The 22572-nt window shown below is 70.4% G+C and carries 20 protein-coding genes and 2 tRNA genes; 14 read left to right on the forward strand and 8 right to left on the reverse strand.

Annotated features, from left to right (window positions below):
• Positions 1 to 24 precede the first annotated feature (24 nt).
• A complete protein-coding gene (locus tag E5082_RS12200; RefSeq protein WP_135791292.1) occupies positions 25 to 507 on the forward strand; it encodes a MarR family transcriptional regulator in 483 nt (160 codons plus the stop codon).
• A gap of 545 nt (positions 508 to 1052) precedes the next feature.
• Here the strand turns inward: E5082_RS12200 and E5082_RS12205 are convergent.
• Positions 1053 to 1463 (reverse strand): DUF6578 domain-containing protein, encoded by a 411-nt coding sequence (locus E5082_RS12205; protein WP_135791293.1) that lies wholly within the window; start codon positions 1461 to 1463, stop codon positions 1053 to 1055.
• 178 nt (positions 1464 to 1641) lie between these two features.
• Positions 1642 to 2562 (reverse strand): hypothetical protein, encoded by a 921-nt coding sequence (locus E5082_RS12210; RefSeq protein ID WP_167514044.1) that lies wholly within the window; start codon positions 2560 to 2562, stop codon positions 1642 to 1644.
• A gap of 1260 nt (positions 2563 to 3822) precedes the next feature.
• Between E5082_RS12210 and E5082_RS12220 the strand changes: the two genes are divergently transcribed.
• Entirely contained in the window at positions 3823 to 4551 is a 729-nt protein-coding gene (locus E5082_RS12220; RefSeq protein WP_229918813.1) for a TRADD-N-associated membrane domain-containing protein, read from the forward strand.
• Between the two features lie 2003 nt (positions 4552 to 6554).
• Here the strand turns inward: E5082_RS12220 and E5082_RS12230 are convergent.
• From E5082_RS12230 to E5082_RS12240, 3 genes are read right to left on the reverse strand one after another with little or no spacing between them, the layout of a single operon-like run.
• Positions 6555 to 6932 carry a hypothetical protein gene (locus tag E5082_RS12230; RefSeq protein ID WP_135791665.1) on the reverse strand — a complete coding sequence of 126 codons (378 nt, stop codon included), beginning with the start codon at positions 6930 to 6932 and terminating at the stop codon, positions 6555 to 6557.
• Positions 6932 to 7360, reverse strand: coding sequence for an ATP-binding protein (locus E5082_RS12235; RefSeq protein WP_135791295.1), 429 nt, complete (start codon positions 7358 to 7360; stop codon positions 6932 to 6934). The genes E5082_RS12230 and E5082_RS12235 overlap by 1 nt, the downstream gene beginning before the upstream one ends.
• 46 nt (positions 7361 to 7406) lie before the next feature.
• A complete protein-coding gene (locus tag E5082_RS12240; protein ID WP_086693546.1) occupies positions 7407 to 7814 on the reverse strand; it encodes an NUDIX hydrolase in 408 nt (135 codons plus the stop codon).
• Positions 7815 to 7921: 107 nt separating this feature from the next.
• Here E5082_RS12240 and E5082_RS12245 point away from each other — a divergent pair, with 107 nt between their 5' ends.
• From E5082_RS12245 to E5082_RS12290, 10 genes are all read left to right on the forward strand, one after another.
• Complete coding sequence (locus tag E5082_RS12245) at positions 7922 to 8707, forward strand: GntR family transcriptional regulator (RefSeq protein ID WP_135791296.1); 786 nt, start codon at positions 7922 to 7924, stop codon at positions 8705 to 8707.
• A gap of 155 nt (positions 8708 to 8862) precedes the next feature.
• Positions 8863 to 9219 carry an SCO3933 family regulatory protein gene (locus E5082_RS12250; RefSeq protein ID WP_135791297.1) on the forward strand — a complete coding sequence of 119 codons (357 nt, stop codon included), beginning with the start codon at positions 8863 to 8865 and terminating at the stop codon, positions 9217 to 9219.
• On the forward strand, positions 9219 to 10595 hold the full coding sequence (locus E5082_RS12255) for an FtsK/SpoIIIE domain-containing protein (protein WP_135791298.1): 1377 nt from the start codon (positions 9219 to 9221) through the stop codon (positions 10593 to 10595). The genes E5082_RS12250 and E5082_RS12255 overlap by 1 nt, the downstream gene beginning before the upstream one ends.
• 91 nt (positions 10596 to 10686) lie before the next feature.
• Positions 10687 to 11289: a DUF2637 domain-containing protein gene (locus E5082_RS12260; RefSeq protein ID WP_135791299.1), complete on the forward strand. Its 603-nt coding sequence runs from the start codon at positions 10687 to 10689 to the stop codon at positions 11287 to 11289.
• Between the two features lie 12 nt (positions 11290 to 11301).
• Positions 11302 to 11493 carry a mobile element transfer protein gene (locus tag E5082_RS12265; protein WP_135791300.1) on the forward strand — a complete coding sequence of 64 codons (192 nt, stop codon included), beginning with the start codon at positions 11302 to 11304 and terminating at the stop codon, positions 11491 to 11493.
• 15 nt (positions 11494 to 11508) lie between these two features.
• Complete coding sequence (locus tag E5082_RS12270; RefSeq protein WP_131567478.1) at positions 11509 to 11703, forward strand: hypothetical protein; 195 nt, start codon at positions 11509 to 11511, stop codon at positions 11701 to 11703.
• A 25-nt stretch (positions 11704 to 11728) separates the two neighbouring features.
• Entirely contained in the window at positions 11729 to 11980 is a 252-nt protein-coding gene (locus E5082_RS12275) for a SpdD protein (protein WP_135791666.1), read from the forward strand.
• Between the two features lie 157 nt (positions 11981 to 12137).
• Positions 12138 to 13430 carry a replication initiator gene (locus E5082_RS12280; protein WP_135791301.1) on the forward strand — a complete coding sequence of 431 codons (1293 nt, stop codon included), beginning with the start codon at positions 12138 to 12140 and terminating at the stop codon, positions 13428 to 13430.
• Entirely contained in the window at positions 13427 to 13633 is a 207-nt protein-coding gene (locus tag E5082_RS12285; RefSeq protein WP_135791302.1) for a helix-turn-helix domain-containing protein, read from the forward strand. Before E5082_RS12280 ends, E5082_RS12285 begins: the two co-directional genes overlap by 4 nt.
• Positions 13630 to 14856 carry a site-specific integrase gene (locus tag E5082_RS12290; RefSeq protein ID WP_135791303.1) on the forward strand — a complete coding sequence of 409 codons (1227 nt, stop codon included), beginning with the start codon at positions 13630 to 13632 and terminating at the stop codon, positions 14854 to 14856. The genes E5082_RS12285 and E5082_RS12290 overlap by 4 nt, the downstream gene beginning before the upstream one ends.
• A 77-nt stretch (positions 14857 to 14933) precedes the next feature.
• On the opposite strand, the gene E5082_RS12295 is transcribed toward E5082_RS12290, so the two are convergent.
• Together E5082_RS12295 and E5082_RS12300 are read right to left on the reverse strand one after the other, a co-directional pair.
• Positions 14934 to 15006: transfer RNA gene (locus E5082_RS12295), tRNA-Arg, on the reverse strand.
• Positions 15007 to 15219: 213 nt separating this feature from the next.
• Positions 15220 to 15310: transfer RNA gene (locus E5082_RS12300), tRNA-Ser, on the reverse strand.
• Positions 15311 to 15509: 199 nt separating this feature from the next.
• Here E5082_RS12300 and E5082_RS12305 point away from each other — a divergent pair.
• Both E5082_RS12305 and E5082_RS12310 read left to right on the forward strand, forming a co-directional pair.
• Positions 15510 to 16142, forward strand: coding sequence for an SSI family serine proteinase inhibitor (locus tag E5082_RS12305; RefSeq protein ID WP_135791304.1), 633 nt, complete (start codon positions 15510 to 15512; stop codon positions 16140 to 16142).
• 299 nt (positions 16143 to 16441) lie between these two features.
• A complete protein-coding gene (locus E5082_RS12310) occupies positions 16442 to 20782 on the forward strand; it encodes a PAS domain-containing protein (RefSeq protein ID WP_135791305.1) in 4341 nt (1446 codons plus the stop codon).
• 54 nt (positions 20783 to 20836) lie between these two features.
• On the opposite strand, the gene E5082_RS12315 is transcribed toward E5082_RS12310, so the two are convergent.
• Positions 20837 to 22489, reverse strand: coding sequence for a long-chain fatty acid--CoA ligase (locus E5082_RS12315; RefSeq protein WP_190045260.1), 1653 nt, complete (start codon positions 22487 to 22489; stop codon positions 20837 to 20839).
• Positions 22490 to 22572 lie beyond the last annotated feature (83 nt).

Consider the following 22572-nt stretch of genomic DNA (forward strand, 5'->3'; position numbering starts at 1 on the left):
TCACAAACTAAGGAACCAAGGAAGATGGACGGCAAGTCCCGCCCGCCCGCGACCCCCGCGCAGGCGCTGACCGCGATGGACGACCTCATCGCCGCGCACCTGATCGGCCAGCAGGAGATGGCCCGGCGGCTGAACCTGACCGTCACCGACCTCACCTGCTTCGGCTACGTCCTCCAGGCGGGCCCCGATCTCCTGACCGCCGGCGACCTCGCGTCCCGTATCCAGGTCACGACGGGCGCGGTGACCGGCATCCTGAACCGCCTGGAACGCGCGGGCTTCGTGACCCGCCGCCCCGATCCCACGGACCGCCGCAGGGTCCGAGTGGCGGCGGTCCCTTCGGCGGTCGCCCGGGTGGAGGCGGCCTACGGCCCCCACTACACCCGCCTGATGACCCTGTTCGCGGACTACACACCGGCCGAACTGGCGGTCATCACGGACTGGTTCACCCGCGCGACGGCACTGGCCCACGAGTCCCGAGTGGAACTGTCGGTGGAAAAGCCCGACTGACCCCTCAGAGCAAACTGTCCAGAAGGCAGCACGCGGTTCGCCATTCAGCGGGGGCCATGCCGTGGTTGGCCGCAGCAGAGCCCAGACGGCGACAGTGCCCAGATGACGGCTCACTCGCTCCCTGAGCCGTTGGACTGTGGAGCGGCGCAAGGAACACAGCCAGACGTAACCGCTCAGGGAAACGCAGAGACAACACCAGCTCTGCCACCACAAGTCCCATGTCGACGGCTGCCGTTCGACACACCAGTGGAGAGCGCAGACAGCCGAGGTGGCCAGCGCCAACGCGACCGAGCCGGCCTTGACCACCTGTCCGCGAGCCGCCCAGCGAGAGACGAGGATGCCGGACGGCACCTGGATGGACACATGGAGCACCAGGAACCAGGCGAACAGACCGAACACCTGGCCGTAGGTCTTCGTGGACACGGACGGAAGCCGGCCCAGAGCGACGAACAGCAGGGCGCCGCTCAGATGCATGGCCGCGACGTTCAGCAGAACGAGCCACGCACCGGTCTGCTGAGGCCCGCTGTTCTCCTGCGGAAGGGGCTTCATGCGACGGCACCCTCCGGCAGACCTGTGACGTGCCGGGCGGTCACCAGGTAGCCCGCGAAGTCCACGTCCGGGCGGGGCCGGGCCCATCCGTCCGCCCTGCCGACGGGAGCCAGGACGGTCGTGCCCCGAACGGGAAGGTTCAGCCGGTCCGTGGCACCTGCCGGTATCTCGTAACGGCAGTGCACCTCATCGATCGACAGCACCTCCACCGCGGTGGCCGCACGCTGCCCCGCCCGGCCGTGGTGCTCCTCGCGGAAGCCGATCTCATCCGCACGTTTCTCCCCGACGACGTCTGCGTAGTCCTCCGGATCGGCCTCGACCAGCGTCCATGAGACGACGTCCCCCACAGCGAAGTTCTGTCCGCAGCACTGCATTTGCCAGTCATCGACCCAGATAGTCAACGTCACGACGCCATTGTCCGCCGCACGACCCGTGCCCGCCAGGGACCTCTCACGTCATCCAGGACGTGCACTCTGGCAGGCCTCGTTTTGATCATGACCCGGTCCTGCGGTGATCGAGCCCGTGGTGGAGGGCCGGATCGACAGGCGGGCCCGGCCGTTGCACGTGGCCGGGCCCGCTTCGGGATCAGGACTTGACGAGAGTGATGTCGGTGCTCGGGAAGCCGGTGCTGACGGTCACCGGGTAGTCAGGGTCGTCCGCCCTGCCGACGCCCCGGAGTACGGCGGCGCCGGGCTTGAAGGAGGCGGTGGGCTCGATGTTGCTGGGGAAGGCGACCGTCCACGGAGCCGGGGCCCCGGGCTCGCAGACGACGACCAGGTCCTCGTACGAACCGGACGCGGTTTCAGTCTTCTGCGTCTGGTAGGCGCTGGCGGTGAGGGTGATGCGGGCAGGCTTGTTGCAGGTCACCGAGCCGCCGACGGTGATCTCGTGGGTGTGGGTGTCGACCGTGCCCGTGGTGTTCAGGCTCATGCCGATGGCGAGCTCCGCCGGCGGCTCGGCCATACGGGCGTGGAGCTCGCCGCGCACAGGCAGCGTGGAGCCGCTGCAATACCGTTCGAAGGTGGCGTCGACCTCGCTGATGTAGCCGTAGGGGCCGTAGGCGATGTGGGAGATGGTGAAGGAGCCGGTGCCGGTGTCGCAGGACCGGTCGGTCGAACTGAGCTCCAGCTTGGGGTCCTCGGGCTGAGCGTTGGGCCAGCTCGAGGCGTTGGTGTAGGTGGTGCCGGAAGTCAGCTTCTGACCGTAGGGCGCTTCCATGTGCAGGTACCAGCGCTCGCCCTCGGGCGTGACGACTGTGGCGCCCACGGCGGACCCCGAGACCGGACCCGAGATGTCGAACATCTCGGTCGTCTCGGGGGTGTAGCTGTACGACTGGCCGCCGGAGATGTACTCGCCCGGCTCCCCGCTGAAGCTGAGTGATCCCGTCACCGCCTCATGGGCCTCCGCCGTGCCCGTCAGCGGTGCCGCCGTCACCGCCAGGGCCACGGCCGCCGTGAGGACGGCCACCGTACGGGCCAGGCTGAGGCCCAGCACACTGCTTCTCATCAAGCTTCCCCTTCGTAAGGAGCGGCCCCGGTCCCGATGGACCGGGCTGTATCACGCACACGGCTGTCGAATGTCAGGTACCGATCAAATCGGGGGGGGCGGCGAATGATCTCCTCGGCAGCGCGAGTGGGAACCTAACAGCCGTCACTGACAACTCGGGGGCTGTTGTCCACCCCGAAGCTCCCAGGGTCGTCCCGCTCCGGAACGCCGAGTTGCCGTACTTCGCTGCTGTACGCCACGGAAAACGCAAGAGGCCCCGGATTTCTCCGGGGCCTCTTTACTGTGCACTCGGCAGGATTCGAACCTGCAACCTTCTGATCCGTAGCTCTAGAGAGATCGGTCGTTGAAGGTCATACAGGCCGCGCGGAGGGTCGTGGAAACCGCTGCCGGGCTGGGGCGGTTGCTGGGGTTGCTGTACCTCGCTGCTGTACAGCAGGATCCTGACCGGGGGTGGGTCATGAAGCGGGAAGCGCTCGAACGACTTCTGGGCCGCGGAGACGAGACGTCATTAGCCGCTCTCTCTGCTCTCCACGCCGGCGCTTCCTACGTCGTCTGGGACGGAGCGACGTCAGCCAAGTCGCTCGCGACGATCTACGCACGCCGACTCCGCCACACCCTCCGGAGAGGCATCGAGACGCACGGCCTAGCGCGAGCCGTGCAACGCCTGGACCTGTACGGCCGACCGGTTCGACTCGGCCAAGTCACGGCTGCCGACCGGTCCTGGATCTTCATGCTGTTTCTCAACGAGGACGGCAGCACGCTGGTGGCATGCCCCGGCGTCCGGCAGACCCAACCGGGCCCTGCGCGACCAGGCGCCTGATGGCGCTCTGCACGGCCAACACGCTTTCCAACTGTGTTGGTGGGGTGATGGGGCGCGTGCGGGACCGTTCACGTGCGTTCATGGGAGAACAACCGCTCGTTCGGGGGCGAAGCTGGGTCTTGCCTGAACGGCCGTGAACGAGGCTGAATGAGACGGAAACTGAGACGGCCAGCCAGGGCCGCCGACACGCCTCCGGGTGGCTTGGCGGTTCAGCTTCGAAGCGACGGGGGTGGGGGACATCAGCGCCGCCGCAGGTGATGCCAGCAACGTCGCCGGACTATGGACGCGATTCGAAGGGCCGTTTGATCGTCTCAGATCGAGCGTCGCTTGCGCCCCTGAGGTCGGCGGAGCGGTCCGTCTGGACTCGCTGAGCCTTCTAGCCGAGTGCGTAAGATCGCTTGGGTCTCGGCGAAGTGAGGTGCTCAGGGTGGGGGCTGCGAATGCAAGGTGACTGGCTGAACATCGCGGCGGGTTCCGCGGGTGCCGTTCTCGCAGCAGCCACGGTCGTCAGCACTCTGTTGGCTACCCGGCGAGGTTTCGAGCGCGAGCAACGCGAGACGGCAAAACGTCTGGTTGGCTCGGGACCCGGAGGCGGCATTACGTGGGGCGACCTTGCTGGCGGCAACGTCGCGGTCGTTGACCGGGAAGGTGGCGAACCGGATGGTGATGGCACTCGACCGGGCAGTGGGGCACGAAGACGCGATGATCAGTTCGCAAGCGTGCTGGTCGAGTATTACTCGTACGGGCTCACGCAGGCGCGCCGTAGTTTCTATGCAAGCCAGGTGATCTCCGCAGTCGGCGTGCTGGTGATCCTTTCCGGCGTGACTCTGGCCATCTGGCGAGCAGAGACCAGTGGTGACATGTTCGCTTCGATTGTTACTAGCTGCTCGGGTGTCGTCTCCACTGTGATTGGTCAGTTGGTGCACCGGCGGGCGGATATCGCCTTGAAACACATGGCCGATCAGACCGAGGCCCTTCGTGCCGACATGCTTGCTGAGCGGGCTGGTGAGCAGGCGATCGCGCTACTTGCAGGAGTGACCGACCCGGAGGTGAAGACCCGTCTGCAAGCTGGACTGATCATGAAGCTCGCAGGGGCCGAGATGCCTGCGATTGGACCTCAGTTCAGTGAGGCACCTCCTGTGGTGCCCGAACAGGCGCAGCATCGCTGAGGCGTAAAGGGGGGATCCCCTTACCCAACGAGCAGCGCAGCTCATCCGTGGACATGGCCATCCTCTGCGCACGGGGCTGATCGATGCCGCCGATCGGACATGGCCCCCCCTGCTCTTCCTCAGCGAGGACGGCGGCGCGCAGTGGCCTGCGCCGGCGGGCCGCTGCCGCTGGTTGCCAGGGAGCCACCGCTTTAGGAGCGAGGTTGGGGGACCCTGGGCCTGACCTGGGAATCCCTGCCTTGGGCGGCGTATGGCCGTGCGTACTCTGGGCAACCTCGACTCCCCGTGAGTCCCCGCCCGTTCTGGCACGGAAGTGGCACGCCCTGCGGCCTCCTCGATGCGAACTACGGGCGGGGCGGTCGCTGAGGCTCGCTCGGCAGGTCAGTCGGCCGTCGGAGGTTGGTGGCGGATGGCCACGGTTGCCGTGGTTGCTGTACTTCCTTGCTGTACAGCTTGCTTCGCCGCCGCGTTCTGGACATGAGCCTCATGCCGCAGTCGACGCTCATAGTCCGCGATCTGTTCGGGTACGGGCCTGCTGGTTGCAGCTCGGATAAGCCGCTCGCTCTCCCGATCCACCAAGAAAGGGCCGTTCCCACCGAGTGTTGGCCGCTGGCCAGCGGGGCGACCGATGTCCTGTCGCGCACACCAGTAGAACACCCACCCGAAAGACACCGGTTCAACCCTGGAGATCGCAAGCTCCAGGTGTACTGCTCTTTCGGCCCGTGCGAGCTCCGCGAGAACAAGCCCTCGTGCTTCGTCTTCAGTGAGCATCTGCCCAGAGTCTCAGAGCGTGGCGCGCGACTGTCCGCCCGTCCCTAAGAAAGCGCCGCATCGCTCGAGACCCTGAGCACCAGTTTGGAAGATCGCGTACGTGGATGGCGTCTGACCTGGTGAGACGTTGACCTGCAAGTTTTCCGGGTGCTCGCTGCCGTCCCCCGTGAGTCCCCCTGTGTGCCTCAGTGTCGGGCACCGCAGGGGGCACGGTGATTGGTCGGTCAGCTTCGCAGCAGAAGGGCTGCGAGACCGGTCAGGGCCGTGATCAGACTGGCGAGCGACGAGATCAGCGCGGCTGCGTTGGGAGTCTCGGCTGTTCTGCTCATTGCCCTGGGTGTACTATTCCGGGACGGGAGACAGTTGTCTCGCGTCTTCGATGGTTTCGGTCGGTCGTCGTGCGTAGACATGACTTCCTTTCGGGCGTCGAGTGACCCGTACGGCGAACGTGGTGAGAGACAGACGCCGAACGGGTCTTTGGCGTGCGCGCAGTTCGCCAACTCTAACAGGCGTCACTCCGCAACTCGGCCTTGCTGGTTGCTACTTGCGAGGTTGTACTACGAGCTGCTTCAAGACGGTAGCAGCGTGCGCTTTAGTGCTCATCCAGCCGTTGGCGCATCCGCTCACTTCCAGCAACTGGGCGCTTGTACTGAGGGGCATTGAAGGGCACTCAATGGCAATGAACGGCACTGAAGGGCACTGAACGGCACGGAACCCGGGCCTACCCGCCTGACCGCAAGTTGGCCAAAAAGATGCTGTGAGCTTGCCGAAGGTTTGGGTGGCCCACGACATCAGCTCCCCAGTCACCCCAGCTCCCATCCCGTACGCCGTCGACCCACACACCGTGGAGCGGGCGTGGTCCAGGGCGTCAAGGTGGAGCGCGCCACTGTACGAACGACCTTGACGCCCTGGGCCGCGTCTGCTCGGCTCTGCCTGGGTCGGCGGTGGACGGGATGGGAGCTCCCGCACACGCCACAACGGACCCGCAGTCGCCAAACGGCCCCCCTCCATCCCGGTGCCGGCCGATCCCCCGCCGGAGGCAATGCCTTGACCGCGGGCCGCTCTATGCGGTGATCGACTCATGGCCTCCGGCCCTATCCACCTGTGGGCGCGCGTCGGCGCAGCGCGGGCGGAGCGGGCCGGAGGCAGGAGCGGCGCCCGCAGCGGAGCCGGGAGCGCGCCCGGCGGAGCGGAGCGCAGCCGGGGCTTGAACCAGTAGAGAAAGTTGTAACTCAGTCGGTCGCGTGGGCCTTGAACCGGTATGCACACGCCGGTAGTTCGGTGTTCTGACGGTGAGCCAGCGCAAGGAAGAGCACCGGTCGGATGGTCCACGTGATCCGGGTCCTGGCGTGGGTGACAGACACCGTGCACGGCTCCGCCCGCAGCAGGGCTCGCCTGGTCTCGATGCGCCCCTCGTACAGCCACTCCCACGCCGCGTCGGAGGCATCCGCGTCCAGTGCCGGTGAGATCGTGCGGAGCACGACTGCCACCCAACGGTCCGCCTGGGCTGAGGAGTAGGCGTCGAACGATGCCAGCAATGCCGGCGGCCACTCCTCCGCCAGGTTCTCGGTCCAGCACTCGCACCAGTAGCCCCGCTGCGGTGGCTTCATCAGCACGGGTGGCCTCCCAACCGGGCATCCGCGTACAACTCCGCGGTGACGGTGTGGCCGTGGTCGCTGTCGTGCACGACGACCCGGTGAGCGATGACGCTGACCATGCTCAGGCCCCGGCCGTGCTCGGCGGCCTGGTCCTGGTGCTCGACCTTCGGAGTCGTCCCCGTACCGCCGTCATCCGTGACCGAGACCGCCACCACCTGAGCGGAGACCGCGACGGCCAGGTGGAAGCCACCGTGCTTGCGGCCGCTCGCCGTGTGAAGGATCGCGTTCGCGCTCAGCTCGCTCACGATCAGCTCGGCGTCCTCGGCTAAGGGGGAGCCTCGCAGGATGTCGCGGGTCCATCGGCGGGCCCGGCTCACCTCTTCCGGGAATCCTGGGCAACTCAGCCCCCAGACCCGAGCACTACTCGTATACTCGTGCATACAAGTTCCTTCATGCAGGTAGGCCGCCATGTGCAGCGGGTTCGGACTAGACGAGTTTCACGCCGTCGTGGGCGCGGATGGCCGGCGGGTTCGTCGCGTCGAGGGCGTCCAGGACGCGGATCGCGTACGCCTCGTCGGTGAGTTCGCTGACCTCTTCGCGGGTGGCCCAGCGAAGGGCTCTGGTCTCGTCCCCGGTGGTGGGGGTCCCGTCGATCGCTTCGCAGCGGAAGACCAGCGAGACGATCAGGCCCGTCATGTTCTTGTAGACGCCGGTGAGGGTCGCAGGAAGCGCGATCTTGATGCCGGTCTCTTCGAGGACCTCACGCTGAAGGCCGTCGGGGATGGTCTCCTCGGGTTCGAGGACTCCGCCCGGCGGTTCCCAATGGCCGTTGTCGCGGCGCTTGATCAAGAGGGCACGGCCGTTGTCGTCAACGATGACCCCGGCGACGCTCACGGAGTGCGGGCGTTCTGTGCTCACGTTCCTCGGCCCTCTCGGCTGGCTAGGCTCTCCACCGTAGCAATAACACTCGGCCACTCGTCTAGATACCTAAAGGAGTATCCATGACCTCTCTACCGAGCGTTCTCGGCACGCTTGACCCCACGAGTGATCGTGCGGTCTTCCGGCAGATCGCCGACCAGCTGCGCGAGGCCATCGATCGTGGGCGCTTCAAAGAAGGGGAGAAGCTGCCCTCCGAGGCCGAACTGGTCGAGCACTACGGCGTTTCCCGGATGACGGTCCGGAACTCCTTCTCGATCCTCACGGGCGAGGGCCTGGTGCACGCCGAGCACGGCAAGGGCGTCTTCGTCAGGCCCCGTCCGCCCGTGCGCCGTCTCGCCTCCGACCGCTTCGCCCGCCGCCATCGCGAGCAGGGCAAGTCCGCGTTCATCGTGGAGGCCGATGCCGCCGGCAGTCATCCGCAGGTCGACAGCCTGGAGGTCAAGGAGGAGAAGGCGAGCCAGGACATCTCTACGCGGCTCGGCTCGGTACGCCGTGTACTCGCCCGGCGGCGCCGGTACCTGCTGGACGGACGCCCGGTGGAGTTCGCCACCTCCTACCTGCCGCTCGACATCGCCCGCGGTACCCAGATCGCCGAGCCCAACCCCGGCCCCGGCGGCATCTACGCCCGCCTCGAAGAGCTGGGGCACCACCTCGACCACTTCGAGGAGGAGATCCGCGCCCGGATGCCTTCGCCCGCTGAGGTGAAGACGCTGCGCCTGGCCGCAGGCGTGCCGGTCATCCACCTCGTCCGCACCGCCTTCGACACCGAAGGGCGGGCCGTGGAGGTCTGCGACACGGTGATGGCGGCCGACGCCTACGTCCTCTCCTACCAGCTCCCGGCGACCTGATCGGCGGTGCGCGAGGCCACTTCTTCGGACTCGTACACGCCGACAGGGTTACTCGTATAGACGAGTGGGCAAGTTGTGTGGCAAGGTGATCTCGTTCCCGGCGATGACGGGTTCTCAGATCGCATCTTGTATAGACGAGTAGATGGGAAGAAGCCTTGCGCACCATTCGTGTGGAGACCTCGGCCGCGACGATCCTGCTGACCGAGGCACCCGAGCCCAAGGTCCGTGACCGGCAGACGGGCGAGATCGCGAAGGACGCCGTCAGCGGCGAGTCGCTGATGACGATCGGCGTCGTGTACATCGAGGAGGGGGAGTCGTCCCTGATCAAGGTGACCGTTCCGGAGAGCGGGGTGTCGGAAGGGCTCGCGCTCGGTGCGCCGGTCTCGCTGCCCGGTCTGGCCGCCCGTCCGTGGGAGAGCGTGTTCAACGGGCAGCAGCGGCACGGCATCGCCTACCGGGCCGCCGCCGTCACCCCCGCCACCTTCCCTGCCACCGTGGGAGCCACGGCCTGATGTCCGACCTGACAACGCTTCTGGAGGTGGGTGGTCCCGTCGCCGCACTGGGCGGTGGGGCCGCCTACGCCCGGGCGCGACACCCCGGCCTTTACTGGTCCACGGTCGGCTTACCGCTCTCGACCGCCCGGCTGATCGGCTCGTACGGGTCCGTCATGGAAGCCTGCGGCCTCACCGTGGCCCCGTCCCGGCTCCGGGTCCTGGCGGTCAAGGCCACCAGCCGCCGCGAGGTCCGGCCGGTACCGCCGCGACGCGGAATCATCCGACCGACCACGACCGGACTGCGGCTCCGCCTGCGGCTCGCCCCCGGTCAGGAGCCGGCCGACGTGGCCGCCTCCGCCGAACGGCTGCGGCACGCCTGGGGAGTTCACGCCGTCTACGTCACCACGGTGAAGCCGGGCGTGGTCGAGCTGCGGCTCGTCGGCTTCGACGTGCTGAGCCGGGTGCGCATGCCGCGCAAGACTCGGGCCGAATTCCTCCGGGTGCCGGTCGCGCTGCGCGAGGACGCCACACCCTTCCTGCGCGACTACCGCACCGTGCCGCACCAACTCACCCTCGGCGCCACCCTGTCCGGCAAGTCCATGTACTTGCGTCACCTCGTCGCCGGACTCGCCCGGCAGCCGGTCGCCCTGGTCGGCATCGACTGCAAGCGGGGCGTCGAACTCGCGCCCTTCGCCGCACGGCTCTCGGCCCTCGCCACGAACCCGGAGCAGGCCGCCGAACTACTGCCCGCGCTCATCGGGGAAATGGAGGAACGGTATGACCTGATCAAGGCCCGACAGGGCATCGCCCCCGGCACGCCGGACGAGGAGATCACCTCCGACATCTGGGGCCTGCCCGAAAGCGAACGCCCTGTACCCGTCGTGCTGTTCGTCGACGAGGTCGCCGAACTCTTCCTCGTCGCCACGAAGACGGACGAGGAACGGCGGGACGAGATGGTCACCCAGCTCATCCGGCTCGCCCAGCTCGGCCGCGCCGCCGGCATCCACCTGGAGGTGTGCGGGCAGCGCTTCGGCGCCGAGCTGGGCAAGGGAGCGACCATGCTGCGGGCCCAGTTGACCGGCCGCGTCTGCCACCGCGTCAACGACGAAGCCTCCGCCAAGATGGCACTCGGCGACATCGCCCCGGAAGCCGTCTTCGCCGCCTGCGCCATCGCCCCCGAACGTCCCGGCCTCGCCGTGGCCGGTGACACCTCCGGCGGCTGGTCCCGCATCCGCACGCCCTACCTCTCCCTCGGCGACGCCGCCGAGATCTGCCGCGCCTGGGCCCACATGGTCCCCGACCTTCCCGCGCTCAAGCCCTTCCGGCCCGACGTGCCTGCGCCGCCGGTCGAGATCCCGTCCCCGGTCGTGAAGCCGCGACCCGTGACCGACTGACCCGGCGCTTCCCCCTTCACCCCCGGTCGGCGTGACCGCCTCGCGCCACGTCCCTACCCCTCCCATGCCCGAAGCCGGAAGGAGCCGCAGCATGCGCGCCCACCTGGCCCGCGTCGACGCGGTGCTCGTTCAGGCGGTCATCGCCGCCGCGCTGTCCTTCGCCCACCTGCATGACATCGCCTCGGCCGCCGGTCAGGACGGATGGAAGGCGTGGGCGTATCCCGTCTCCGTCGACCTGCTGCTCGTCGCCGCCTGGCGCCGACTGCGCTCTGGCGAGGCCAAGGCGGCCAGATGGTGCTGGTTCGTGATCGCGCTGACCGCCTCCCTCGGCGCGAACGTCGCCACCGCCGGACTGCTCGACATCGACCAGGTACCGGCCTGGCTCCGCATCCTCGTCGCGGGCTGGCCAGCCGTCGCCTTCCTCGGCGGCACCCTCCTCGCCCACTCGACCCCGCCGACGACGGACGACCACCCCGAGACGACCGACGAACCGGAGCAACCGCAGCCCATCGAGGACCAGGAGGACGCGCCCGCTCCGCCCGCGGTCCCCGTCCCGGCGGCCCTGGTCGAGCACGCACGCAAGGTCGCCACCGAGCACCACAACCGCACCGGAACGGCCATCGACACCCCGACCCTGCGCGCCCGCCTCGGCGTGCCCCTGCCCCTGGCCGACGCCATCGCCGCACAGCTCTGAAAGGAGCCCTCCATGAGTGCCAACCGCCGCTTCCGCTCCGTTTCCCGCATCGGCCCCGTCCAGGTCGGCACCTCCTACGACGGACTCGGCCGGGAAAAGCACACCGCCGCCTGCACGGCCCCGCGCTGCGGCTTCTCCGCCGACTACGACAGCCGCGCCGCCGCCGAACTGGCCGCCCGCACCCACCGCTGCCCCGTCCGCTGAAAGGACCCGCCTCCCGTGACCGTCAGCCTCCCGCTCGTCGTCGTCCTCGGCTTCTTCGCCTGGGGAGCGGTCAAGTTCCTCGGCGTCCGCACGTGGATCGTCGTCCTGATCGCCCTCTTCGGCTTCTGGCTCTCGCACACCTTCATGGCCCCGGCCATCGAGTCCGGCACGCGCTCCGGCGTGGGCATCGTCAACGGCTCACATGACTAGACGACTAGGTGAGCAGAGCTTCGCCGTGTTCCTGCCCAAGTACCCCGACACCCCGACCCCGCCGCCCGCGCACACCCACACCGTGGCGACCGACCACCAACTCTCCACCCGGCGCCCGGCCCCGCAGATCTCCGTCAGCACCGGAGCCGTCGCGGCCGTCCTCGTCGGAGGGGTCGTACTGACCGCGCTACTGGCCGCCGTGGCCGTCACGGCCATGTCCGTGGCCGTCGCCGTCGTGGTCCTGCGCTCGATGCTCCGCGATCAGCGTCGCCACTGACGCACCAGACCCCCGGGGCGGCCTCGATACCGGCAAGCATCCGCCGCCCCGGGGGCCTTCACCCCTTCCAGCCGAAGCCAGAAGGAGCAAGCCCATCATCACCCGCGCCACCCCGCCCCCGCTGACCGAACTCCGAGACCTGCCCGCCCTCGGCACCATGCCCGCCCTCCTGCGCCAGCTCTCGGGCCTCGGCGGCTGCACCCACCCGATCCGCCTCGACGGCCACCGCACCGAATACGACGTGAACACCCGCACCGGCGAGATCGGGAGCGTCCTCCACCACCTCGACTCCGCCGCCCTCCCGGCCGGACACCTCCTCGTCCGCTGCAACAACCGCCGCACGACCCGCTGCGCGGCCTGCGCCGAGGTCTACCGCCGGGACACCTTCCACCTGATCACCTCCGGCCTGCGCGGCGGCAAGGGCGTTCCCGAACGTGTCGCCGCACACCCGCGCGTCTTCGCCACCTTCACCGCCCCCGGCTTCGGCCCCGTCCACAACCGCCCCACCGGCGCGGCCGGTTCGGTCCGCCCCTGCCGCTGCGGCACCCGCCACGACCAGGACGACCCCGCCCTCGGCACCCCGCTCGACCCGGAAACCTACGACTACGAAGCGGCCATCCTCTGGAACGCGCACGCCGGTCCGCTGTGGCGCCGCTTCTCGACCTACCTGCGCCGGGAGGTCGCCAAGCGCGCCGGTCTCACGCAACGGACCTTCCGCGAGTACGCCAGGGTGTCCTTCGCCAAGGTCGCCGAGTACCAGAAGCGGGGCGCCGTCCACTTCCACGCCGTCATCCGCATCGACGGCCCCGAGGGCGGCGACACCCCGCCTCCCGCCTGGGCCACCGCCGAGCTGCTGACCGACGCCATCCACGCCGCCGCCACCGCTGTCCGCGTGGACGGGCCCGTCATTGAAGGCCGGTCCCACGTCTTCACCTTCGGCCGCCAGCTCGACGTACGCACCATCCGCTCCGCCGACTTCGACGGCGGCCAAGAGCTGACCGAGCGGGCCGTCGCCGCCTACATCGCCAAGTACGCCACCAAGGGCGCCGAGACCGCGACAGGAGCTCTCGACCGGCCCCTGAAGTTCGTCGCCGAACTCGCCCAGCTAGACATCACCGACCACGCCCGCCGCCTCATCCGAACGGCCTGGGCCCTCGGCGCCCGCAAGGACCTCGAACACCTCCGCCTGCGCGCCTGGGCCCACATGCTCGGCTTCCGCGGCCACTTCTCCACCAAGTCCCGCCGCTACTCCACCACCCTCGGCGCCCTCCGCGACGCCCGCGCCGCATGGCGCCGAGCCCAAGCGGCCTCCGACTCCCGGACCGAGCCGGACACGACCCTCGTCCTCGCCCACTGGGTCTACGCCGGAACGGGCCTCACCGACGCCGAAGCCTGGCTCGCCGAAACCCTCGAACCCGCCCCCGGAACCGAAGGAGAACCCACCGCATGACGACAGTGACCATCACCCGCAAGTGGCACACCACGGCCGAAGTCGCCGAGATGCTCGGCTTCGGCCTCTCCAAGACCAAGGCGCTCGTCCTGAGCGGGGAGATCCGGTCCGTGAAGATCGGCCGTAACCGCCGCATCCTCCCGGCCTGGGTCGACGAGTACGTGAACCGCTGCGCCTCCGAGACCGTGGAGCGGGCGGCATGAGCGGAAAGAGGGCCAACGGCGAGGGCTCCATCTACCAGTACAAGAACGGCTTCGCGGCCTACGCCTGGGTGACTACCCCGGACGGCGACCGCAAGCGCAAGTACGTCTACGGCAAGACCCGCGAGGAGACCCACGAGAAGTGGATCAGGCTCCACAGTGACGCCAGCAAGGGCCCGGTGCAGACTCGGCACCGGACGGTTCAGGCGTTCCTGTCCTACTGGCTCGAGTCAATCGTGGAGCCCAACCTCGCTCCGCTGTCGTACGTGTCGTACGAAGGCTCGGTGCGGCTCTACATCAATCCGCACCTCGGCGGGAAGCGGCTCGACAAGCTGACCGTCCGGGACGTGCGGGAGTGGCTGACCAAGCTGGCCGGCATCTGCCAGTGCTGCGCCCAGGGCAAGGACGCCAAGCGGGCTAAGCCGCGTCAGCGGTGCTGTGCGGTTGGGGAGTGCTGTGAGGCCTATCCGTCCCGGCGGGTCGTCCAGGCCGCCCGTGACGCCTTGCGGGCCGCGCTCACGCACGCCGTGACCGAGGAGGAGATCAACAAGAACGTGGCCTCCCTGGTCAAGGTGCCAAAACCTCGGCGGCGCCGGATCAAGCCCTGGTCCGTGGTCGAGGCGGGGCGCTTCCTAGCCGATTCGGTCGCCCGGGAAGATCCGCTCTTCGCGGCCTGGGTCCTGGTCCTCTGCCTCGGTCTGCGGCGTGGTGAGGCGCTGGGCCTTACCTGGCAGTCGATCGACTTCGAGGCCGGTGAGCTGTACGTGGATCACCAGATCCAGCGCGCGGGCCGACAGATCCTGCACCGGGAGACCAAGACGGAGGAGTCCGACGACTTCCTTCCGCTCCCCGAGTTCTGCCTCCGGGCGCTCCGAATGCGGCGTGCCCAGCAGACCGGGGACCGGAATGCGGCCGGTGAGCTGTGGCAGGACACTCGCGGGCTGATCTTCACGACGAAGTACGGGACGCCGATCGAGCCGGGGAACCTCACCCGCATGTTCGCCCTGCGGGCCCGGCGCGCCGGGCTCCGGGTGATCCCGCTCCGGAACACCCGGCACACCTGCAGCTCGCTCCTGGTCGCCCTGAAGGTGCACCCGAAGGTGGCTCAACGGATCCTGCGGCACTCGCAGATCGCCATGACGATGGAGGTCTACGCCGAAGCCAGTGAGGAAGAGGTGCGGGCCGCGCTCGGCAAGCTCTCCGATGCCATGGGCGGCGCCAACTGACGCTGTTGCTGTATTTAGCTGCTGTACGACCCTGAAACGCCGAAGGCCCCGGATCTCTCCGGGGCCTTCAACCTGTGTGCACTCGGCAGGATTCGAACCTGCAACCTTCTGATCCGTAGTCAGATGCTCTATCCGTTAAGCTACGAGTGCTTGTTCTTTTGTTTTTGTCTCCGTTTCCCTGGCCTTTCGGCCCGTCCCGGCGACAGGAAGAACATTACATGACTGCCGCCGTCATGTGAAATCCGTTCCCCGCACCCTGCCTGACCTGCGGAAACGTCGAAACCTAGATCGAACGCAGGGGCTCGCCACGAGCCCGGCAACGCCGAAGCCCCGGTCCAAGTGGACCGGGGCTTCGGATCAGGGCGGAGGCGGAGGGATTTGAACCCTCGATGGGCTTTAAGACCCAAACCGCATTAGCAGTGCGGCGCCATAGACCGGACTAGGCGACGCCTCCAGCACAACCACTCCCGCGAGCGCGCGAATGGTGCGTGCAGATGATGACACAGGCAAGCGCGGTGTCACCAATCGCCCCCCACGGTACTAGGCACCTGGCCCGCAGGGCAAAGGGCTTCCCCGGCGAGGCGCGCGCCGCTTCCGCGGGGGGTGTCGCAGGTGAGGCGCAACGTCGGGCGGGGATGCGCGTTGGGGTGGGTATGAGTGCTCTCCCGCGGCGCGGCATCGCGTCCCTCGCCGTCTCCCTCCTCTGCGGCCTCGCCGCCACCCCGGCCGTCGCGGCCCCCGCCGCCGCTCAGGCCCGGGCGGCCTCCGCCGCCCCGGCCCACGCGACTCCGACCCGCGCAACCTCTGCCGTCCCGCCCTACGCGACTCCTACCGCCGCAACCTCTACCCTCCCGGCCTACGCGGCCGCCGTCACCCCGGCCCTCGTCACTCCCAGCCACGCGACCACCCCCGCCCTCCCCCCGCCCCCGCTCCCCGACGACCGCACCGGTGATCACCTCACCCTCTTCGTCCATGGCGCCGGCCCCGGCCGGGACGGTGTGCGGCAGCTCTTCTGTCATCCCGAGGGTGGTGATCACCCCGACCCCGCCGACGCCTGTCGCGTGCTCGACGAGAACACCCGCTGGGGTCAGGACACCTTCGCCCCCGTCCCCCCGGACAGCATCTGCACGATGATCGACGGCGGGCCCGCCACCGCGCACGTCACCGGGTCCTGGGCCGGCCGCCCCGTGGACGCCGACTTCAGCCGGCGCAACGGGTGCGAGATCGCCCGCTGGGACCGGCTGGTGCCGTTCCTGCCGGGTGCCGGGGCGCAGAAATCCCCGTAAAGGTCCGGCGAAGGTCTCAGGGAGTGGTTGCGCAGCCGGGGAGGGCCGGCGGCGGGTGCCGGGCGGAGGGGGCGGCAGCGGACCGGGGTGCACGTCAGGGGCAAGTCGCGTACCGCGGAAGGCGACCCGTGGTGGGATGCGGGCATATGTTCGGCGTCACTTCGTCGTGGTACCTCCCTCCCATCCGGCGCCGTGCGCGCGGGCGTAGCCCTTAGACTCCCTCGCGTGACACCCCGCGGGCCGCTTGGCAAGATGGCCCGAGCGGTCGGCAAGGTGCGGTGACAGGGAGGAAGCGTCTCGTGAGCAGCAGGCCATCCCGAGGCGCTGCTCGCCTCGCAGCCATACTCGACGCCCTGCCCGACGCGTTGCTCCTGGTCAACGCCAACGGCACGGTCGTCAACGCCAACACCATCGCCCTGGAGGCGTTCGAGGCACCCGGTACGGCGCTCGTGGGGCGGGGCCTGCTCGATCTGCTGCCGCAGTTCGACTCCAAGCTGATCCCCGGCTCGATGCGCCGCCCCGACCACATGGACCCGGCCGGACGCACGAAACCGACGCGGATGGTCGCCCGGCGCACCGACGGCACCGAGTTCCCGGTCGAGGTCACCAGCGCCAACCTGGAGAACCCCCAGCAGGCGTACGACGGTTCGGCCTACACCGGTGACGAGCTGCTGATGCTCGTCGTGCGGGACCTCTCCGGCACCGTCGACACCGAGGCCGAACTCGCCCGTTCGCAGCGGCAGACCGAGATGATCCTGCGCGCCGCCTCCGAGGGCGTCGTCGGCACGGACACCGACGGCCGGATCGTGCTGGTCAACCCCGCCGCCGCGCAGATCCTCGGCTACCGCGCCGGTGAGCTGGGCGGCCGCGAGCTGCACACCCTCGTACTGCACTCCCGCGCCGACGGCTCCCCCTTCCCGTACGACGAGTCGCCGCTCGCCGACACCCTGCGTTCCGGGCGCAAGCACCGGGTGCGCGGGCAGGTGCTGTGGTCCAAGAGCGGGGACGAGGTCTCCGTGGACCTCACCACCGCCCCGGTGCGCGACGGCGACCAGCTCGTCGGCGCCGTCATGACCTTCACCGACCGGCGCCCCTACCAGTCCCTCGCCGACGAGAAGGAGGCGCTGGAGAAGGCACACGCCGAGAAGCTGGAGCGGCTCGCCGAGGAGCACGCCGCCGACCTCACCGCGCTGCGCCAGAAGCACGTCACCGAGGTCGAGGAGCTGACCGAGCGCGGCGCCGCCGAGCTGACCGGGCTGCGCGAGAAGCTCCAGGAGGAACTGGCCGCGGGCGAGGAGCGGTACGCCGCCCTCGGCGAGCGCGAGAAGGACCGGTACGACGCCCTGGCCGCGCGCCACGAGCAGTTGCTCACCCTCCTCGCCTCCTCCCTGCGCGGCCCGCTGGACGAGCTGCGCCGCGAACTGGCCGCCCTCGCCGCCGACGACGCGGGCCAGCTCTGGCCCGAGGCCAACCAGGTGCTGCACCACCTGTCGGCCGGGTACGCCCGCATCACCGCCCTCATCGACAACGTCCTCGGCTACCAGCGCCTGGACTCCGGCACCGAGGACATCGCCCGTACCAAGGTGATGCTGGACGCGGTCGTCGCGGCCGGTGTCGACGGTGCCGTGGAGCTGATCGGGCCGGGCCGCGTGCAGTTCGCCGTGCACGCGCCGCCCATCGAGGCCGAGGTCGACCCGCAGCGGCTCGCCACCGCGCTCGCCCACCTCGTGGCGGACGTCGCGGGCGTGGACGCCACCGGCAACGCCCCTGTCTCCTCAGCCGGTTACCTCGACAACACCGTGGTGGTCGCGGCCGCCCAGCGTGGCGAGGTCGCGCGTATCGAGGTGCGCGGGCCGTACGCCGGGGGCGACCCGGTGCACGAGCCGATCGTGCGGGGCATCGTCCGGGCGCACGGAGGTGTGCTCCAGACACATGAGGTGCCGGGCATGAGTGGGCGTGCCTACGTCCTCGAAGTCCCGCTGGGCGGTGGCGCCGGTACGGTCGCCGCGCGCGTCCCTGACCCGCGCGAGGCCGTGTCGACCGGCGCCGAGGTCGCCCTCGTGGGCGACACCGGCGAGCAGGGCGGCCGGCGGCGGGCACGGCGGTCGTCGACCGACGCGTTCCTGGAGAGCGAGGTCGCGGGCGCGGAGGCGGCCGACGCGCCGGGTGCTCCCGCGCCCACCGGGCGGCGCCGCAGGCGCGGTGCCCCGGCGGCCGAGGAACTGGCCCCGGCCGCGATCGAGAGCGCGGAGGCGGCTTCCAGCGGCACCGGCCGACGACGGGGCCGTCCCGCCGAGGTCGGGGACGGAGTGGCGGCCGAGGGTGCCGTGATGACGGCGGCCGAGCATGCGGCCGGAACCGCTGCTTCCAACACGGGACTTGGTGGCGCGGTGCCGCCGCAGGGCGTGCCGGTGCCCGCCGGGCAGCGGGCTCCGCAGGGCGCCGGTGAGCAGGCGGCGCTGCCGCCCGCGCTTCCCGCGCCGAGCGCGGAGGGCGCACCGTCCGGGGATGCCCAGCCGACCGGGCGGCGCCGCCGTGCCCTGGCCGCAGCGGCCGAGCGCGCGGCCGCACAGGACACGGGGGAGCGTACGGTCTTCGCCCTGCCGCCTGCCGAGGCGGACCGGACCCCGGAGGCGGAGACGCCGGGTGTGCGGGTGGGCCCGCTGGCAGGGGCGCCGGTTCCTGGTGCCGGTACGGCCGCGGGGGCCGGGGTGGCTCCGGGGATGACTGTGAACGCCGGTCCGGCGGTTGGTCCGGTCCCGGTGCGGGGGATCGGTCAGGGTGTGGGACCGGTTCCGGCGCAGGGTGTCGCTCCGGCTCCGATGCCGGGTGGCGCCGCGGGCGTTGGTCCGGTGCCCGTGCAGGGTCTTGCTCCTGATGCGGCGCCCGTCCCGGCGCAGGGTCAGGCTCCGATGCCGGGGGCGGCTCCGGGCGTGGTCCCCGTCCCGGCGCAGGCTCAGGCTCCGATGCCGGGTGCTCCGGGCGCGGTACCCGTCCCCGCCCGGGGCCCCGTTCCGGCCCAGGGCCCGGCCCCCACCCCCGGTCCCGCCACCACCGGCACCGCTCAGGGCATGGCCCCCGCCGCGGCTCGGCCTCCCGTACCGGCGGCCCCGGCCCAGTCCGCCCCCGTACCCCCGCAGCCCCCCGCCCAGGGCGGCCCCGTCGACGGCGGGCGGCACGACGCGGTGCCCGTGGACCAGTCCGAGGACCACACGCCGCCGCAGCCGCATCCGACCACCGCGCCCACCGGCAGGCGCCGCCGGGCCGTGGCCCAGCCGGCGCCGCAGGAGGCGGCGATCCCGGCCCAGGCCGCGCCCCCCGCCCAGCCCCTCCCCGTACCGGCGCAGGCGACCGCCCCCGAGGCGGCCGTACCCGCGCAGCCGCTGCCCGCCGAGGCCGCCGCCGCGCCCGCCGCCCCGGCGCCCGTTCCGCAGCCGTGGCCCGATGACGAGGACGACGACACGGCGGGCGCGGGTCTGCCCGGCGCCGCGCTGCCGCCCCAGTTCACGCCGCAGCCCCGGGCCGCACAGCCCCTCCCCGCCGAGGCGCCCGACTCCACCCAGGGCCGCGCCATCAGCGTGCGCACGCTGGGCCAGGGCGTGCCGTTCGTACGGCAGGCCGCGCAGGTGCAGCAGCCGACCGCGACCCCGCCCCCGCACGCGACCAACGGCAGCGGGCGGCGGCGCAAGCTGGGCACCCCGCCCCCGCGCCCGGAGACGCAGCCAGAGGCGGGCGCCCGTCCGCACCCGGAGGCACCCGCGCAGCCGCGCCGGGCTCCGGGCACCGAGGGCGTGGGCCGGTCGTACGCCATAGGGGCACCGGACGCCAACGCCGCCGAGGGTCCCGAGCCGCTGGACGGTCCCGGCGGCGCGGTCGAGGTCGCGGACACCCCGCGTCCGCAGCCGATGGACGACGAGTTGCCCCCGGAGCCGCTGGACAACCCGCGCCGGCTGCTGGTGTGGCCCGCGCCGGACGTGACGACCTCGGAGGCGCTGAGCTCCCGCGGCTACCGGCCGGTGGTCGTGCACTCGCGCGAGGAGGTCGACGCGCAGATCGCGGCGTTCCCCGCCGCGCTGTTCGTGGACCCGCTGACCGGCCCGATCACCCGGACCGCGCTGCAGTCGCTGCGCCAGGCGGCGGTGGCCGCCGAGGTGCCGGTGCTGGTGACGGCCGGCCTCGGCCAGGCGAGCCGCGAGGCGGCGTACGGCGCCGACCCGGCCGTACTGCTCAAGGCCTTGGCCCCGCGCGACAGCGAGCAGCATCCGCCCCGGGTGCTGCTGATCGAGGAGCACGCGGAGATCGCGCTGGCGCTCACCGCGACGCTGGAGCGGCGCGGGATGCAGGTGGCGCGGGCCGCGAGCGACGCCGACGCGGTGACGCTGGCCGGGCAGTTCCGGCCGAACCTCGTGGTGATGGACCTGATGCGGACCAAGCACCGTCAGGCCGGGATCGTGGACTGGCTGCGTGCCAACGGGCAGCTCGACCGGACCCCGCTGGTCGTCTACACGGCGGCGGTCGAGCAGGCGGACCTGCCGAAGCTGGCGTCGGGCGAGACGGTGCTGTTCCTCGCGGAGCGGTCCACCAGCGACGAGGTGCAGGGGCGGATCGTGGACCTGCTGGCCCGGATCGGCACCAACTGACAGAGGGGCCGGGGGTGTTCACACACCCCCGGCCCCTCTGTCGGCGAAGAAGGCTCAGAGCCGGGTGACGTCCAGCTCCCCGTCCGCGTACCGCCTGCGCAGCACCTTCTTGTCGAACTTGCCGACGCTGGTCTTCGGGACGGTCTCGACGATCGTCCAGCGCTCGGGGAGCTGCCAGCGGGCGATCCCGCACTCCTCGGCGAGGAAGACCCGCAGCGCCTCGAAGCCGACTTCCGCGCCCTCCTTCAACACCACGGTGGCCAACGGGCGTTCGTCCCACTTCTCGTCCGGCACGGCGACCACGGCGGCCTCGGCGACGTCCGGGTGGGCCATCAGGGCGTTCTCCAGCGCGACCGAGGAGATCCACTCGCCGCCGGACTTGATGACGTCCTTGGCGCGGTCGGTCAGGGTGAGGTAGCCGTCGGGGGAGATGGTGCCGACGTCGCCGGTCTTCAGCCAGCCGTCCGCGCTGAACTTGTCGTCGGGGCGCAGGGGTTCGGCACCGGGGCCGTTGTAGTAGGCGCCCGCGATCCAGGGGCCGCGCACCTCCAGCTCGCCCGCCGACTCGCCGTCCCAGGGCAGGCGTTCGCCGCCGGGGCCGGTGAGGCGGGCCTCGACGGAGGTGGGGAAGCGGCCCTGGGTGAGCCGGTAGGCGAGCTCCTTCTCGGTGCCGATCGCGTGGGCGGGCGGCCGGGCGACCGTGCCGAGCGGGGAGGTCTCCGTCATGCCCCAGGCGTGGCAGACCCGCATGCCGAGCGCGTCGAACGCCTCCATCAGGGAGGGCGGACAGGCCGCGCCGCCGATGGTGACCTGGACGAGGGAGGAGACGTCGCGGGGGTGGGCACTGAGTTCGGCGAGCAGGCCCTGCCAGATGGTGGGGACCGCGGCCGCGTGCGTCGGGCGCTCGGCCGCGATCATCTCGGCCAGCGGTACCGGCTGGAGGAACCGGTCCGGCATCAGCAGGTTGACGCCGGTCATGAACGCGGCGTCCGGCAGGCCCCAGGCGTTGACATGGAACTGCGGGACGACCACCAGCGAGGTGTCCTGGTCGGTCAGGCCCATCGACTGGGTCATGTTGACCTGCATGGAGTGCAGGTAGACCGAACGGTGGCTGTACACCACGCCCTTGGGGTCGCCGGTGGTGCCGGAGGTGTAGCACATGGCGGCGGCCCGGCGTTCGTCCAGCTCGGGCCAGTCGTACGTCTCCGGGTGGCCGGCGAGCAGTTCCTCGTACTCGTGCAGCTGGGCGGTGCCGCCCGCGAGCGGGGCGCGGTCGCCGGGACCGGACACCACGATGTGCTCGACGGTGGGCAGCTGCGCCAGCAGGGGCGCGAGGAGCGGGATCAGCGAGCCGTTCACGATGATCACGCGGTCGGCCGCGTGGTTGATGATCCACGCGAGCTGCTCGGCGGGCAGCCGCAGATTGAGCGTGTGCAGCACGGCGCCCATGGACGGGATGGCGAAGTACGCCTCCACGTGCTCGGCGTTGTTCCACATCAGGGTGGCGACCCGGTCGTCGTCCCGCACCCCGAGGCCGGTCAGGGCGTGCGCGAGCTGGGCGGAGCGGGTGCCGATCTCGGCGAAGGTGCGCCGGTGCGGCTCGGACTCGCCGGTCCAGGTGGTGATCAGGGACGACCCGTGCACGGTCGCGCCGTGGGTCAGAATCCTCGAGATCAGCAGCGGTACGTCCTGCATGGTGCTCAGCACAGCGGGCGTCCTCCCCGGCAGCGTTGCCTGTACGGAAGTAGAGTCGCGCTGATTCTGCGCACATACCGCGCGGTATGTCACTA

It is taken from the genome of Streptomyces griseoluteus, from assembly GCF_004784465.1.
GTDB lineage: Bacteria > Actinomycetota > Actinomycetes > Streptomycetales > Streptomycetaceae > Streptomyces > Streptomyces griseoluteus.